General features: G+C 47.6%; 20 protein-coding genes. All 20 read right to left on the bottom strand.

The window, feature by feature from the left end; translation table 11 throughout:
- Window positions 1-189: 189 nt before the first annotated feature.
- Window positions 190-1,956, bottom strand: coding sequence for an AAA family ATPase (locus WC592_08565; protein ID MFA4982500.1), 1,767 nt, complete (start codon window positions 1,954-1,956; stop codon window positions 190-192).
- Window positions 1,957-2,132: 176 nt separating this feature from the next.
- Entirely contained in the window at window positions 2,133-2,336 is a 204-nt protein-coding gene (locus WC592_08560) for a hypothetical protein (GenBank protein ID MFA4982499.1), read from the bottom strand.
- The gene (locus WC592_08555) at window positions 2,326-2,877 is read right to left on the bottom strand and encodes a hypothetical protein (GenBank protein MFA4982498.1); all 552 of its coding nucleotides are present in this window, start codon (window positions 2,875-2,877) and stop codon (window positions 2,326-2,328) included. Before WC592_08555 ends, WC592_08560 begins: the two co-directional genes overlap by 11 nt.
- Before the next feature lie 134 nt (window positions 2,878-3,011).
- Window positions 3,012-3,344, bottom strand: a complete 333-nt coding sequence (locus WC592_08550; GenBank protein ID MFA4982497.1) for a hypothetical protein — start codon at window positions 3,342-3,344, stop codon at window positions 3,012-3,014.
- A complete protein-coding gene (locus tag WC592_08545) occupies window positions 3,341-3,682 on the bottom strand; it encodes a DUF5674 family protein (GenBank protein ID MFA4982496.1) in 342 nt (113 codons plus the stop codon). The genes WC592_08550 and WC592_08545 overlap by 4 nt, the downstream gene beginning before the upstream one ends.
- A gap of 76 nt (window positions 3,683-3,758) precedes the next feature.
- A complete protein-coding gene (locus tag WC592_08540; protein ID MFA4982495.1) occupies window positions 3,759-4,103 on the bottom strand; it encodes a type II toxin-antitoxin system PemK/MazF family toxin in 345 nt (114 codons plus the stop codon).
- Entirely contained in the window at window positions 4,093-4,344 is a 252-nt protein-coding gene (locus WC592_08535) for a hypothetical protein (protein ID MFA4982494.1), read from the bottom strand. The genes WC592_08540 and WC592_08535 overlap by 11 nt, the downstream gene beginning before the upstream one ends.
- A gap of 59 nt (window positions 4,345-4,403) precedes the next feature.
- Window positions 4,404-4,607 carry a PspC domain-containing protein gene (locus WC592_08530; GenBank protein ID MFA4982493.1) on the bottom strand — a complete coding sequence of 68 codons (204 nt, stop codon included), beginning with the start codon at window positions 4,605-4,607 and terminating at the stop codon, window positions 4,404-4,406.
- A gap of 334 nt (window positions 4,608-4,941) precedes the next feature.
- Window positions 4,942-5,340: an IS200/IS605 family transposase gene (tnpA, locus tag WC592_08525; GenBank protein ID MFA4982492.1), complete on the bottom strand. Its 399-nt coding sequence runs from the start codon at window positions 5,338-5,340 to the stop codon at window positions 4,942-4,944.
- 198 nt (window positions 5,341-5,538) lie between these two features.
- Window positions 5,539-7,473 carry a molecular chaperone DnaK gene (gene dnaK / locus WC592_08520; GenBank protein MFA4982491.1) on the bottom strand — a complete coding sequence of 645 codons (1,935 nt, stop codon included), beginning with the start codon at window positions 7,471-7,473 and terminating at the stop codon, window positions 5,539-5,541.
- A gap of 108 nt (window positions 7,474-7,581) precedes the next feature.
- A complete protein-coding gene (locus WC592_08515; GenBank protein ID MFA4982490.1) occupies window positions 7,582-8,151 on the bottom strand; it encodes a nucleotide exchange factor GrpE in 570 nt (189 codons plus the stop codon).
- Entirely contained in the window at window positions 8,151-8,888 is a 738-nt protein-coding gene (locus WC592_08510) for a hypothetical protein (protein ID MFA4982489.1), read from the bottom strand. The genes WC592_08515 and WC592_08510 overlap by 1 nt, the downstream gene beginning before the upstream one ends.
- 116 nt (window positions 8,889-9,004) lie before the next feature.
- On the bottom strand, window positions 9,005-10,243 hold the full coding sequence (gene hflX, locus WC592_08505; protein MFA4982488.1) for a GTPase HflX: 1,239 nt from the start codon (window positions 10,241-10,243) through the stop codon (window positions 9,005-9,007).
- Window positions 10,244-10,246: 3 nt separating this feature from the next.
- Window positions 10,247-11,182, bottom strand: a complete 936-nt coding sequence (gene miaA, locus WC592_08500; GenBank protein ID MFA4982487.1) for a tRNA (adenosine(37)-N6)-dimethylallyltransferase MiaA — start codon at window positions 11,180-11,182, stop codon at window positions 10,247-10,249.
- Window positions 11,173-11,994 carry an SPOR domain-containing protein gene (locus tag WC592_08495; protein MFA4982486.1) on the bottom strand — a complete coding sequence of 274 codons (822 nt, stop codon included), beginning with the start codon at window positions 11,992-11,994 and terminating at the stop codon, window positions 11,173-11,175. Before WC592_08495 ends, miaA begins: the two co-directional genes overlap by 10 nt.
- A 2-nt stretch (window positions 11,995-11,996) precedes the next feature.
- On the bottom strand, window positions 11,997-12,887 hold the full coding sequence (locus WC592_08490) for a MiaB/RimO family radical SAM methylthiotransferase (protein ID MFA4982485.1): 891 nt from the start codon (window positions 12,885-12,887) through the stop codon (window positions 11,997-11,999).
- Entirely contained in the window at window positions 12,878-13,294 is a 417-nt protein-coding gene (locus WC592_08485; GenBank protein ID MFA4982484.1) for a hypothetical protein, read from the bottom strand. The genes WC592_08490 and WC592_08485 overlap by 10 nt, the downstream gene beginning before the upstream one ends.
- Entirely contained in the window at window positions 13,291-15,003 is a 1,713-nt protein-coding gene (locus tag WC592_08480; protein ID MFA4982483.1) for a recombinase family protein, read from the bottom strand. The genes WC592_08485 and WC592_08480 overlap by 4 nt, the downstream gene beginning before the upstream one ends.
- A 21-nt stretch (window positions 15,004-15,024) precedes the next feature.
- Window positions 15,025-15,315, bottom strand: a complete 291-nt coding sequence (locus tag WC592_08475; protein ID MFA4982482.1) for a GIY-YIG nuclease family protein — start codon at window positions 15,313-15,315, stop codon at window positions 15,025-15,027.
- Between the two features lie 38 nt (window positions 15,316-15,353).
- Window positions 15,354-15,515: a hypothetical protein gene (locus WC592_08470; GenBank protein MFA4982481.1), complete on the bottom strand. Its 162-nt coding sequence runs from the start codon at window positions 15,513-15,515 to the stop codon at window positions 15,354-15,356.
- Window positions 15,516-15,758: the final 243 nt, after the last annotated feature.

The raw sequence follows: 15,758 nt of genomic DNA, 5'->3' as shown, positions 1-15,758 counted from the left end.
GGCGGGACGATGATCCGGCCTCGAACAGCCTTGGCTCTTTTAATATGCAAAAATGCGTATATATAACCGTTTTTCTCCATCACAAAGACCTAATATTTTCAATGTGCTCATCATAACGTCGGCTTAGGTTTTATAGCCTGTCCCTTTCGTACCTGACCTCATAAACTACACTTAAAATGCTGCTATCATTTAAACCTTAGCTACTTGCTTTTTTACTTTGTAACCCATAGTTTTCAGAATCTTTTTAAAAATATATTCAAAATTTGCAAAATCTTTAACTTTTAATAAGTCAACTGAATTTGCTAATTTTGATTTATCCTTTTTTAATAATAAAATGTCATTGACTTCAGAGTTAATAAGATCATATTTCTTTAGTATTTTATCGGTAAAATAATGCTCAATCTCAAGATACTGAAATTGTGGATTTTCGCATATGACATTTGTATATTTTACTCGATTTGCCGGAGTAGGTAGCGCAAATCCCCAAATGTTTTTTTGCTGATGCTTAACTTCACTACATGAAATCTTATTAAAACCATCCTTATTAAATAATCCTTTCAGTTGCTCATACCCTTCTTTATCGCAATCCCACATGCCTATCATAACTCTATTGTGAGCACCTAGCCCGTTATTCTTGATAAAGTTTTTTAAATAACTTGCGCTTTCGCAATGCTCAATACTAAATGGCATTTTTTTAGAAGGATGCAATTTCGACCAAGCTGTTGTTAATATTTTCTTATCGGTGGATCCCTCAACATAAAGCACCGGGCAAGTCTCAGATTCATATTTATCAATCAATTTTTTCTGACTTTCTGACTCTTGATTCTTTTCTCTCCAATTCTCATATACTTCCTTTTGGATTTCCAATGCCCCCATCTCGTCAGCCAGTTTAATCCTATCGCTCTTATTAAATAAATCATCTAGCTTTTTTATAGCTGTCTGGCCAAAATCTCCTTCGAAACATCGAAAAACAGTAGGCTTCACAGTCGTTCCAGGCTTGGGGAAAATGAATGCTAACGAATGTGTGGTTAAAAATAATTGAGTATCTGTAGCATATTTTGAATAATATAAATTTGCAAGTTCATCTGCTTTTTTAAATTCAAGCGAATTTTCAGGCTCATCAATACCCCACACATATATGTCTGACGGTGATCTGTGTTGTAGCCATTTTAACAGTGGAGGAACATATTTACTTTTAATTCCTTCTCCACGCAAATCTAGCGGTATTTGATAGGATTCATTTTTTAACGGATCAGTTCGTCCTTTTTTTGTTGCTTTCGTTTTCTCCTGCAAATCACTAAATTTATCATATTCGGTATTAACAGTTAGTTTCTCCCAAAAATCTCGCAGAAAAACTGGAAATCCCATCGTGGTCTTTGTTTTAATCAATGATATTTCTAGAATATCTTTTAAATCACCAAGTTCGCTATTTACCTGTGTATTAAGCATACTTATAAGATCCGCGGTTATTAGTTTTTCTTCTCCTATTCTGCCCAATAGAAACTGGAGAACATTAGGACCTTTTAGTGCTGGTATGTAAAAATAATTTATCTTATTATGAAGTCGAGTTATTTGAGATTTTTTCTTATATTCTTCATTAGAATAATTGAGAATAACTTCATCTTCTTTTGAATAAATTTTTTCGATGAATATTTCTTTTTCATTTCGCAAAGATTTAAAACTATCTGGTGCATTAAAAAATAGTTTGATTTTGATCTGCTGTTTCTGTTTGCCTGAGCGTTGTGCAGAAGCTAAGGCTACTTTCGAATAATCATTGGTAAATTTAATTGGTATTAGGAAATCTGTTTGTCTATTAAAATATAGATTAAGCGCTCTTAGCACATTAGATTTACCAGTATCATTAAGCCCGCTAAACACATTAATATCTTCACAATCTATATCTGCGTGCTTAATAGATCTAAAATTATCAATAACTATACGTTTAATAATATTCATTTACCCTCATTATTTCTAACTCATATCTATAGAGACGCTTTCCGATTCTCTATGGAAACTGTCTTACTTTTTCTAACGAAACTGTACTTTAAGGGACGCGGACAAATTTACGATTAGGCCTGTCCCGAATTCAAAAAGCCCCGCCACACCTCGTAGGTGCAGATTCTCCTGCCCTGCTAAAGCTTATTTAATCTCGTTACGGTGCGGCGAGAAGAGATCTTGAAAGGAGAAAACACTGTCTGCACGCCGTCCAGGAAAGATATATAATCATCAAAGGATATTATCTTTCCATCGCCGGCCTTGCCTTGCCTGAAATCTTTCTTGCGGCGGAGACTTTTGGCGTCTTCCAGCATCTCCCGCTTCTCTTCGCTACTTAACATCTTCTATCTCCCCCAAGATACCATCGAGCTCTTTTTCTCTCTTGAACAATGAAAAATACTCTCTCACAGTCTCCATATTGAGGTTCGTACGGTTAGCCTCTATAAGCGCTCTGACATCGGCCATGTCCTGAGCAACGCGTTTTGGGTCATTCGAACTTGCCTGGACCTTAAGCCCTATCTGGTCTTCTGCCCTCAATACCTTGACTTTAAATTTTCCGTCAAGGACAGATTTTTCACGGGCGCCTTTAAGCATGGCAAGAGTATATTGCCGATGCGCTAAAAGAAAGTCGACCCTGCCGAGCTCGAAATTTTCACTCGTGAAATTCAACACGTCTTCGCTTTCATGTATCAACTTATACTTATGCGCGGCCATTATATCTTTTATCTTAGGAGAGTCGACGCTCAGGATAAGCAGATCAATGTCCCTCGTCGTCCTTGTGACACCGGCAGTAGCCAATGCAAATCCTCCCATAAGCGCAAAATCGATCTTCTCGCGCGCTAGGTTCTCTACCAGAAATTTAAAAATCAACGCAAAGTTCATATTATCTCCGTCGCACCGACCTATAGAGACGCTTTCCGATTCTCTATGGAAACTGTCTTACTTTTTCTCACGAAACTGTACTTTAAGTTTAAGGGACGCGGACAAATTTACGATCAGACCTGTCCCTATTTACATTATCTTCCCTTGCGGGCAACGTATGCGAAATACATAAAGTAACTGCGCCACAACTCATCGGTGGAACCAAAGATGTTTTGCCCCATAAAATAATCGACCATCGCCTCGCGCACACGCGTAAGCTCTTTCAGTCGCGCGAAAGAAGAAGCGCTCTCGATCGTCAGGTCCATCAGCTCAAGAGCGCGCTCGAATGCGTTGCGGCTGTGGTCAGCATTGCCTTTCGAGCGCCAGTTTAACGCGCGGTCGACCTCGCTCCCTACATTGGCCATCTGTTCGCAGAGCGGCATCTTAGCCCACCGTCCCGCCGCAAGCTCTTTATGCATAACTGTCATATATTGACCTTTTTCGCCACTATTGCAATTATCTTCTTACGGATCGCCTCATCATTAACGCCGCGGCTTTTATTATTCTGCGACGGCCTTATATTGATCACAGAATCGAATTCGACCATATCATCGCCGCTATTTTCCGGATAGATATTAATGCCCCATAGACTCTTCTGCTTCGAACCGTTATCCAGGAGCAGCGCCTCAAGGTCGGAATGTAATTCAGCGTCAACAGCAACTATCTCCCTGTCAACGTCTACGACCGCCTTGACCATATCGCCGAATAAATTAGCGGCCATAGTCTTAAGTTCGGATACCGCTATCTTATCGGTCACTATCTTCATTCTACTCCTTCGGAAATCTTACATCCCTCATCTAACCCGCAATTTCTAACCTGGTTAGTTTTATAATTAACAGTATTTAAACCAATCCTAAACTTATCTTTATCGCCTCATCGACTTTTAGCATATAATCGGATGAAAGATTGCCGACCTTTTTGTCCAGCCTTGTTTTATCGATTGTCCTGATCTGTGACAACAATACCGCGGAGTCTTCTTTTAACCCTGCGGCGCCTTTTTTCAAATTCACATTTGTAGGAAATTCTTTGGATAATTTCCTGGTGGTAAGGGGCGCTATAATAACCGTGGGGGCGTATTCATTGCCTATGTTATTTTGAATAACAAGAACAGGCCTTCTGCCTGCCTGCTCCGATCCTTTTGTAGGGTTTAAATCTACATAGAAAATATCGCCTCGCTTAACCGGCATGTTTCACAGCCTCATCATCCAATAATTCAAAATCATGAGCGAGCGCAAGCGACTCACCCGCCATCTCTTTATAGCCTTCGGCAAGAAGCGAGCGAAGCCTTCTCTTTTTCAGCAGCTCCAGATATAAACTAACAGCCTTCTGGATCAGCGTGCTTCTGCCTATACGCTCGCGCTTAGACTCTTCGTCAATTTTTAGCTTGAGTCCCGCGGGTATCGTAATATTAATATGCTCAGCTCTCATATTCCACCTCCCATTAGTATACATCAATAGTATATACTAATAGTATCCATTTGTCAATATTAATTTTTACCCTGCTCCTTCGACTCCTTCGGAATGACGATCCACATCAGGATATACGCGATGATGCCAAGGCCTATAGAGGCCAGGGTAGCTATTATGAAGATTATCCTGACAAGCGTTGGATCGACGTCGAAATATTCGCCGATGCCGCCGCATACGCCGCCCAGCTTCTTATTCGAATCTGATAAATATAGCTTCTTCATCCAGTCCTCCAACCTGTTACCATATAGTAAAATTTTTCGCTCGTCAGATGGCGCCCGCCTGCCCGACTTCGACTGTGTCAGGCGGGCAGGGAACTTACGGGCGGTTGCCGAAGCTCTTTTTAATCTGCCTTCTCAGCAAAATTTCTTCGCTTAAACCATGGCGACGACGGCAACCGGCCACGTGGGTTGAGCCGTAAATTTTGATAACGTATCGTTAATACCCAAACTACTTTAGCGCCATAGTTACCATAAGAACAAAGAAACCAAATTAAATTGAACCCACTCCCCGGCCTAAAGGCCGGGGTTTCAGGCCTCGGCATAATCTGGCCTGATGTTATACCTGCTGCTCCTCTATGTATTTCCTTATTGTTAACTCGGATACTTTGCCCACACTTTCGGCAAAATAGCCGTCCGCCCAAAAGTCGTCTCCCCACAAAAACTCTTCAAGCTCGGGGAATTCCTGCCTGATTCTTCGGCTTGTCACTTCTTTTAACAGATGGGCACAATGCGCGACGCTGTCTTTTGGCTTCAACCTTATCAGGATATGCACATGGTCATGCTGAATGCTCATGACCTCTATCCACCATCTATTAATCCGGCATCCCTCATACAGCAGGCATTTTAACCGCGCGGCTATTTTGCCTATCAATACCCTCTTACGGTATTTTGGTATCCATACGAGGTGATACTGCAACCTATGACGTGTGTGCGCACCCTTCCAGTATCTAACCATGGCCAGATTATGCCACAAATTCCTTCGCTTGGCCAGCTTTCAGCCGGCCTCGCTACGGGCGGCCATTCATCCCCGCCCTTGAAAGGACGGGGGTTTCTGGCCGGTTTTCTAAATAGAACAAAAACACCCTTAATATCAAAATTAGGCGAAGCCCACTGGCCGGTTAGCCGAATCGGCGCAAGGGCAAGGCGAAAAATTTTACTTCTTCTTGCCGTTATCGTCTTCAGCCGTGAAGTCGGCGTCGATGATATCCTCGCCCTTCTTGGGATTTGCGCCCTCTTTCTCGGACTCCGGCTCTTCCTGCGGCCTCTCGGGGCCTGCGCCTGCTCCTCCCGGCCCTCCCGGGCCTTTCTGCGCGCCGGCGGCAGACTTCTTATATACCTCTTCGGCCAGCTTATGCGCCGCTTTGGTCAGCTCTTCTGTGCCGCTCTTGACGCTGGCTATATTCTTATCCTTCATCGCCTGCTTGAGGTTGTTCATCTTCGACTCGATCTCACCGCGGTCTGTCTGACTTATCTTCTCGCCGAACTCCTTTAGCGACTTCTCCGTAGCGTAGATGAGTGTATCGGCCTGGTTGAATACGTCCACCTCTTCCTTCTTCTTCTCATCGGCGTCGGCGAACTTCTCGGCTTCCTTCACGAACTTATCGATCTCGTCCTTGGAAAGCTTCGTAGGAGCCGTTATCTTTATCGACTGCTCCTTGCCGGTGCCTAAGTCCTTCGCGTTGACGTGGACGATGCCGTTCTGGTCTATGTCGAATGTCACCTCTATCTGAGGTATGCCGCGCGGAGCGGGAGGTATGCCGACTAAGTCGAACCTGCCTAATTCTACGTTGTCATTGGCCATCTTGCGCTCGCCCTGCAGTACCCTAACGGTGACCGCGGTCTGGTTATCCGCGGCGGTGGAGAATATCTGGCTCTTCCTCGTGGGTATCGTTGTATTCCTCTCGATGAGCCGTGTAGCGATGCCGCCCATAGTCTCGATGCCGAGCGACAGCGGAGTGACGTCGAGTAACAGCACATCCTTCGACTCTCCAGTCATGATCGCGCCCTGGATCGCGGCGCCGAGCGCCACGCATTCCATCGGATCGACGCCGCGCTCTATCTTCTTGCCGACGTAATCCTCGACGAACTTCTGGACTATCGGCATCCTCGTAGGCCCGCCGACGAGGATAACCTTGCTGATATCTTTTGCCGTTACCTTGGCGTCCGACAATGCCCTTTCTATCGGGCCGCGGCACCTGTCGATGATAGTGGCCACCAGCTCTTCCACTTTCGCCCTGTTGAGCGTCATGGTCAAATGCTTCGGTCCCGTCTGGTCTGCTGTGATGAACGGCAAGTTTATATCGGTCGAGATAGTGCTCGACAGCTCGACCTTCGCCTTTTCGGCCGATTCCCTTACGCGCTGCATCGCCATCTTATCGTTCTTTATGTCTATTCCTGTGTCTTTCTTGAACTCTCTTGCTATGTAATCGACGAGCGCGTTGTCCATGTCTGTCCCGCCGAGCTGCGTATCGCCGCTCGTCGAAATGACCTCGAACGTCGCCGCCTTGTGCTCGTTATCCCATCCCATCTCGAGTATCGTAACGTCGAGCGTGCCGCCGCCGAGGTCGAATACCATTATCTTCTGTTCCTTGCCGGCCTTATCGAGCCCGTAAGCAAGGCACGCCGCTGTCGGCTCATTGATGATCCTGAGGACCTTTAAGCCCGCTATCTCGCCCGCGTCCTTCGTAGCCTGCCTCTGGTTATCGTTAAAATAAGCGGGGCACGTGATGACTACCTCTTCGACCTTGTCGCCGAGGTAGTTCTCCGCGTCCTGTTTTATCTTCTGCAGGATGAACGCCGATATCTGCTGAGGCGTGTAATCCTTACCGTAGATCTTGTACTTGAAGTCGGTCCCCATCTTCCTCTTGGCCGCGTATACCGTGCCCTCGGGGTTGACAGAGGCCTGCCTCCTGGCAGGCTCGCCGACCAGTTTCTGCCCGTCCTTGGTGAACGCGACGAAAGAAGGGAACGCCTTCCCGCTCGCCACGCCCGCGCCTTCCGCCGACGGTATTATCACCGGACGGCCCGCCTCCATGTAAGCTGCTGCTGAATTTGATGTCCCTAGATCTATTCCTATGACTTTTGCCATTGTCTTCCTCCTTGTTATGCTGAGTCCAGTTATAAGTTGTAAGTTTTAAGCTATAAGTAATAAGAAAAATTTAATAATATTTTTTACTTATACCTTACAACTTACGACTTACAACTTATCATTTAACTCTGTTTTCTTCTTCACAATCCTCACTGCCGCCGGCCTGAACAGCTTGCCGTTATACATATATCCCGGCTTCAGCTCGGCCACAATAGTGTCTTCTTCCTTACCGTCGCAATCTTCCGTCTCGATCGGCTCGTGCATATGCGGATCGAACTTCCCGCCCACGGTCTTTATGCGCTCCAGCCCGATGTCCTTTAAGAATCCCTGCATCTGGGCCTGGATCATGTCCACGCCTCCCTGGACGGCCTTGAAATCCTTGGCCTCCTTAATATGTTTTTCCGCTATCTCCAGGTTATCGATGATCGGCAAGAGTTCGAGAATGAAGCCTTCGTTGGCGTATTTCAGGCAATCCAACTTCTCCTTCTCCATCCTCCTCCTGGCGTTATCGAATTCTGCCTGGAGCCTTAAATATTTATCCTGCATGGCGTCCGCTTCGGCGGCCTTCGATTTAAGCGTTTCGTATTCGGCCTTTGGGACAGGCATTATCTCATCGCCGGCCTTATCGTTCTTAGCCTTGTCGTTATTATTCTTCAGGTCTTTGTCATGCGTTCCCATTACGCCTCCAGCTCGCTAAGTAATTCCGTGACCGTATCCGCCAGAAATTCCACTGTAGGTATTACCTTTTCGTAAGCCATCCTCTTCGGCCCGATAACGCCGACCCTTCCCGTGACCTTGCCCTTCATCTTATAGCCCCGGCTTACAATGCTGCATTCGCTCAATCGCGTCGACCGGTTCTCTTTACCTATATGTATGGTAAGCCGCTCGTCGTTCAATTCGTCGCCCAGCAGGTTCAATATATCCCTCTTCTCCTCCAGGCACTTAAGTATGATATAGAGTTTCTTCAGGTCTTTAAATTCGGGCTGTTCTATTATGTGGCTCGCGCCGTCCATGTAGAGTTTGTCGTATTGGGAGAAGATCGTAAGCCCGACGTAATTGGTAAGTCCGGAGATGAGGTGGCACGTCTTCTCCATGACGTCTTCCAGCGACCGCATGGCCTGGTCGTACTGTTCATTTATGGCCCTGACCATATGCTCGTTCAGATTCTTCACCCTCATTATGGAGTCTATATAATACCTGTATCCTTTGTCTGTAGGGATCCTGCCGGCGGATGTATGCGGATGCATGATAAAACCCATATCTTCGAGATCGGCCATACAATTGCGGATGGTGGCGCTGGATAAACCCAGTTTCCTCGAGACAAATCTCGATCCTACAGGCTCAGCCGTATCCACATAATGGGCCACGATTATAGCCAGGACTTCTTCCTGTCTCTTTTTGGAATCCTTGAGCATGAGGGTTCCCCTCTATTATGAAAGGCCCGCCAAAGGCGGACCACGTCGAACCATTAGCACTCTATCGATGTGAGTGCTAATGTCTTAGTTTATCATAAACGTATATAAAGTCAAGATTATTTTGGAAGGTTTTCCAGCAGCTCTTTTACCCTCAGGGGGACCTCCGCCTCTACATATACCTTATCGTCCTCATACTCCTTTTTGAGTATAAGGCCGTTCTCATAGATAAGGTTCAATGTCCTGGCGTCCGAGGCGCTCAGGGTGATCTTCACTATAGATGTGAGAGAACTGATGTGGGGCATTATGCGGCTTATAAGGGGGCCGAACCCTTCTCTTTTGACGGCCGATATCTCGACAGCGTCTTCAAAATAACTCTTCATCCGGTTCCTGACGGCGTCCTCAACCTTATCGATCTTGTTCAGGACGGTAATGATAGGCTTGTCTTTCGCCCCTATCTCTTCCAGCACCTTGTAGACGGCATCGGACTGCTCTTTCGCCTTGGGGTGGCTTATATCGATGATATGCAAAAGCAGGTCCGCTTCCACGACCTCCTCCAGGGTGGCCTTAAATGCCTCTATCAGATGGTGCGGGAGCCGGTCGAGAAAACCGACGGTATCTATAAATAGCGCCTTTTGATGATTTGGAAGGATGAACTTCCTTATCGTGGGATCGAGCGTCGAAAAGAGCTTGTCCTGGACGATCACGTCGGAGGACGTAAGGGCGTTCAGGAGCGTCGACTTGCCTACGTTAGTATAGCCTATTATCGCTATGGTGAGCATAGAGAACCTGCTTCTCTTCTTCCTCATCATGGCCCGTCTCTGGTTCAGGTCTTTAAGCTCTCTCTTCAATTTGAATATCCTGTCCCTTATCCTGCGCCTGTCCACTTCCAGCTTCGTTTCGCCGGGGCCGCTCGTCCCTATACCGCCTCCCAACCGGGACATCGATACCCCTTTACCTGTGAGGCGCGGCAGGATATACATGAGCTGCGCCAGTTCGACCTGGAGTTTGCCTTCGTTCGAATGCGCCCTGCGGGCGAATATGTCGAGTATGAGCTGCGTCCTGTCTATGACTTTGGCGTTGATCGTCTCCTCGAGGTTCTTCTGCTGGGTCCCCGAGAGGTCGTTATTGAATATCACTATCTTTACGCGCTCACCGGCGCAAAGGTCGGCCATCTCCTCTGCCTTGCCTGAGCCGATGTAAAATGCCGGATCGGGCTCGTGGCGCCTGACTATCTCTTCGCGGACTACTTTCGCGCCTGCGGAAGAGGCAAGCTCTTTCAGCTCGGACGAACGTTCCGCTGCCGTCCACTCTTCCCTTTTCCCGAAATCGACTGTGATGAGAAGCGCGTTTTCCATGGCCTATCTTTCCGATCGGTTGATCATATTTTTGATGATCTTATCTTCTTTGATCCTGCTCACATCAAACCATTCTATCCTCGGATCGGCCCGGAACCATGTAAACTGCCGCTTCGCGAAATGCCTCGTATTCACCTTGACCAGCTCTTTCGCCTCTTCAAGGCCGTATTCTCCGTCGAGATACCCGCATACCTCCTTAAAACCGAGAACGGCCTTTGCCGTCTTCGACAATCTCTTCTTCCTCAACCGCTTCACCTCGGCAACTGCGCCGTCGGCGAACATCCTGTCCACCCTAGAGTTTATATTGGTATATATCCTTTCTCTCGGCGCCGTCAGGGCGAATATCTTTATATCGTAACGAGCGGCCAGGCCTTTTGTCCGCGCTTTCAGCTCCGTCATCGTCTTTCCTGTAGAGTGATGTACTTCAAGCGCCCTTATTATACGCCTCGCGTCATTCGGGTGGATCCCGGCCGCGGCCTCAGGGTCGATCTTCGACAACTTTTTATGCAATCTCCCGCTGCCGTGCGCGGCGATGAACCTTTGCATCGAGCTCCTGAACTTGACGTCCGCCGGAGGGGACGGGAAGAGCCCGTCTATCAGAGCCCTGACATACAATCCGCTGCCGCCTACTATCACAGGGATTTTCTTGCGTTTCAGGATGGAGGCGGCTTTAGCGGAGGCGGCCTTGCAAAAAGACGCGACGCTGTACTCTTTCCCCGGATCAATAACACCTACGAGGTGGTGTTTCACCCCGCCTTTTTCGGAAGGTCCCGGGGACTGGCTCAATATCCGCATCCCTTTATAGACCTGCATCGAATCGGCGGAGATCACTTCGCCTTTGATGCGCCCGGCAAGCTTTACCGATAGGGCAGTCTTGCCTATTGCCGTCGGGCCGACTATGAATAGGAGGACGCCCCGGCCCATCATCTTTATTGGCATGTATTGTAGTCGCAGATACTCGTATTGTAACCGTTTCTCTTCAATTTGGACGCCGCGGAAGCGGCCTCGTCCTTTGAGGAATATCCTCCGACCTTTACCCTGTAAAGACCGTCTCCGGAACCGGAAGAAGCCTCGACGCGCGCGTCATAGCCCTGGTCGGAAAGTTTCTGTCTGAACTTTTCGGCGTTCCGCTTATTCTTGAAGGAACCTGTCTGGATTGAAAAACGCCGAGCGCTTCCGGCGGGCTGATATTCCGCTCTTTTAACCACGGAGGCGGCCGGAGCAGCGCCTCTCGTCTCAAAGCCTAGCGGCGACAACCTCCCGGCCTTATTGTAATACTCGTCTGCCTTATCGCCGGAGCCGGCCTTCCTGTAACAATCCGCGATCCTGTAATAGATGACGGATATATTCTTATCGTCGGGAAATTTATTTACAGCGTCATTGTAAGAGACCAGGGCCTTGTCGGTCCTGCCTTCGAGAAAGTATGAATCGCCTATGCCCGTATAAGCGTCGAGCAGCCTGCCGCTCCGGCGGTATTTGGATATTATACGCTCGAAACTCTGCCGCGCGTCGTTGAACCGGGAAAGCTTAAGCTCGCTTAAGCCCTTTATATAATATACCTCGTCCCTTTTCCTGCTTCTGGCATCGATGAGGGAATCGGCCTCCCGGACGGCATCATCATACTTTTCCTCGAGTAATAACCTTTGAGCGCGGGCTATATCGGCTTCGGCGTAGGAAAAGCAAAAGAAAAAAGTTAAAAGGAAAAAGCTAAATATAAAAGTTAAAAGTATGGTGATCTTAAATTTATGCATCCTTACACTCTCCTCCCTTTAAGCGCATGCGGCGTGGCGGATCCTATTTTTACATTAACGAGGCTGCCTATGCAGTCTTTATCGCCGTCAAAGAGCGTTATCCTGTTCGTCCTCGTCCTGCCCGTGATCAACGACTTGTCTTTCGCGTGGAAAGTGTCGCTCAGCGCCTCTACAGTCGCGCCCACCAGGCTCTTGTTATATTCTTCCGATATCTTACACTGCAGATCAAGTATCTTCTGAAGCCTCCGCTGCTTCACATCAGCAGGGACATCGTCTTTTAACCGCGCCGACTTTGCGGGCGGGCGCGGCGAATATTTGAACATGAACGCGCTCTCGAACCGCACCGTCTCCATCATCTCTACCGTCTTTTTAAAATCGGCTTCGCGCTCAGACGGAAATCCGACTATCACATCGGTCGTAATAGAGCCGCCGTGTACGATCTTACGGTAGGACTCGGACAATTTTAAGTAATGCGCAGCATTATACCCCCGGTTCATCAGCTTTAATATCCTGTCCGACCCCGATTGCAGCGGCAAGTGCAGGTGTTCGCAGACCTTTTCCAGGTCTCTCATCGCCTCGAAGAGCTCCGTCGACGCGTCTTTCGGGTGGCTCGTCATAAATCGGATGCGTTCGATGCCTTTGATTTTATTAAGTGCCTCTAAAAGTCTAACAAAGTCATTGGCCCTATTCGAAGTCGTAAGTTTTAAGTTGTAAGTTTTAAGCTTAAAAGAATTAACATTCTGTCCCAACAGAGTTATTTCTTTAAATCCACGGGCAGCTAAGTCCTTTACCTCTTTTATTATATCCTTGGCGTCCCTGGAACGCTCGGCGCCCCGCACATACGGCACGATACAATAAGAACAGAAATTATTACAGCCTTCACCTATGGACACAAACGCCTTAAAACCGCCCTCGCGATACTCCGGAAATTTCTCCGGCCTAAGTTCATTGACTTGTCGGCCGCGATAATGGGGCACCGGTTCTTTACAACGTCCTTTATCAGCCTCGGCAGGTCAACCTCATTGCCCGGCCCGCATACCAGATCGACCAGAGGGATCTTTCGCAGGATGTTATCCTTGTGCTCCTGCGCCGTACAGCCCATCAGACCTATCACAATCTCCGGTTTTCTCTTCTTAAGCTTCTTCAGGTCGGAGATGTTGCTGAAGAGCCTGTCCTCGGCATGCTGCCTCACTGAGCATGAATTGAACAGGATGACATCCGCGTCCTCTGCAGAGCCGGCTCGCTTATATCCATCATCGAGCATCAGCCCCATAACGAACTCCGAATCGCGTATATTCATCTGGCATCCGAAGGTGCGCAAAAGTATACGCTTTCCATGACCCTGCTTGTCCTCGGATTTGCCTGTATTGTCGTCGTTTCGCTCTTTTTCTGCCATTTTAACCCCTCTTCATAACACATTTTCCAAGGTTCGTTAATCTCGACCTTGACGATCTCTTTGTTTTGAATGTATATGCCCTTAAAGATAATCCTCATGAATGTTTTGATGAGGTAATCCATTTTCTCGCTGTTTGGATTGCTCCGTAGGCAAAGCAAGAAGTCCTGCGTTGCCTTGACCAGATTCACCGCATTGCGCTTCTCGAGAATCTTGATCTGGATCGACTTCACATCCTGCCGGAGCTTCTTCTCCTCATTTCTCAAAAGCTCGGCCCGATCCTTGTAGATATCAATATTGATCTTGTCCTCCGAAAAAACCTCATAAAGCCCCTTTTGCTTCTCGAGATTTCTGGCGAGATCCTTTTCCTTGCCTTCCAACTCTTCAATGATCTTATGCTCCGGCTCGGTCGCGCTTAACTTAATGACATCGCTCAATTCTTCGATGACATGAAGGTTCTTGCTGATGGTATCAATAATATTCCAGACCTGCTTAGTGAGAACATCCGCGCGAACAGCCTTATTCGAGCAGTTGACATACGATACACCCAACGCCGAACACGCATACCACGGCCTTCTCATTTTGGTGCGGTGATTGCATGTAATCATCAACCCGCGGTAATTGCGGCCGCATTCGTTACATTTAACCACACCGGACAAGTGATACACATTATTCCGGAAACGGACAACCGCATTCGTCCGGTTACGCGCCAAAAGTTTCTGCGCGGCGTCGTGCATCTCTTGCGTGATGATAGGCTCGTGGGCATTCGGAACTTCGATCACCTTTGACGGATCATTATTGACGTAGCAGTAACCCTTGCCCTCGCCATTCTTCGTCTTGCGCTTCTTATCGTAATGCCGCCGGTTCCAAGTGATCGTACCCAAGTAAACCTTGCTATGCAAAATGTCTGAAATAAATTTGCCGTAAAACCTTCCGCCCTGTCTTGCCGAAACACCAAGATGATAATAATGCCCGGCGATCTGCGCGGTGCTCTTGCCCCCTAAATATTGATCATAAATATCCCTGACAATCTTTGCCTCTTCCGGATGAATCTCGAGCTTCTTGGTTTCTTTATTGTGGCGATAGCCATACGGAGCAAAGCGAGCACCTTGCCAGTGGCCTCGTTTAACACCCATGACCATCCCCGGGAATACACGCTCAACCAAACGATTGCGTTCAAACTCCGCGCAAGAGCCCAGCATTTGAATCGCCATTTTACCGGCGCTGGACGTCGTATCAAACGGCTCAGTCGCTGATTTATACCCTATACCGAGATTTTCAAACTCCTCGAGTAGTCCCAACAGGTCCTTAAGCCGACGGCTCAAGCGATCCTGTTTATACACCAAGACCAGATCGAACATCTTATTGCGTGCATCAAAAATAAGTTTCTTGAGCGCTGGCCTGTCCATATTCCCGCCGGAAAAACCATCATCCATGTAAACATCTCTTCCGGAAAGACTGCAAACAACATCCCAGCCGAAGTTCTTCGCGTACTGCAAAAGATAATTCCTCTGCACCTCCAGCGAAAATCCTTCTCGCGCCTGATCCTCTGTGCTGACTCTCGTGTATAAAGCTACCTTCATCGCTTCCTCTGTCATGCCCGCCCCGCATGTCATCCCCGCGAAAGCGGGGATCCATTACGTCGCTATTTCACTATACAAATCTTTCCACTCCGGATTGCTCTTCTCAATCAATTCAATCTTCCACTGGCGATTCCACTTCTTCATCTGCTTCTCTCTGGTTATCGCGCTCTCGACGTCGTTAGTCTCTTCAAAAAATACCAACTGCTTGACGTTATATTTTTTCGTGAAGCCTTCCACCAATCCCTGTTTATGCTCATAGACTCTTCTGACCAAATCATTCGTAACGCCGATGTAAAGCGTCCCGTTCTTTTTGCTTGCCAATATATAAACGTAATACGATTTCATGCTCTTTCTGGATTCCCGCTTGCGCGGGAATGACAATATTAATCTTTTATCGTCTCACGCCATTCTTTAATCTTGGCGATGCACTCGTCCGTAAACACCGGCCAGTCCTTGTAATCGCGCTTGGGCTTGACCCAACCCTTGCGGATCCAATTGATCATGGTCTGCCGGTGCACTCCCAGCACTTTTGCCGTCTCTGTCATGGTGTAAGTTTTCATCCCGTTAGAGGCAGGTTGCCGAAGGCGACCGACAGACGCCTCTGGCGTCTTGCCTCTAACGGGATTCATATTTGAGTTACCCTTTTCCATGATTATCCTATCCTTATATTGACATTAGTTTTATTGCCACGATTGGGCTTCAGTATACCGTATTATACAACCCTATACAAGCGGTTTCTAAATGAGGCCACAACTTATGGAACGAAGTGACATAAGTTGTCTGGCCGA

It is taken from the genome of Candidatus Omnitrophota bacterium, assembly GCA_041648975.1.
Lineage (GTDB): Bacteria > Omnitrophota > Gorgyraeia > 2-01-FULL-45-10 > 2-01-FULL-45-10 > JAQUSE01.
Note: the sequence above shows the minus strand (reverse complement) of the source record. Positions and strands in the feature narration are given on the sequence as shown.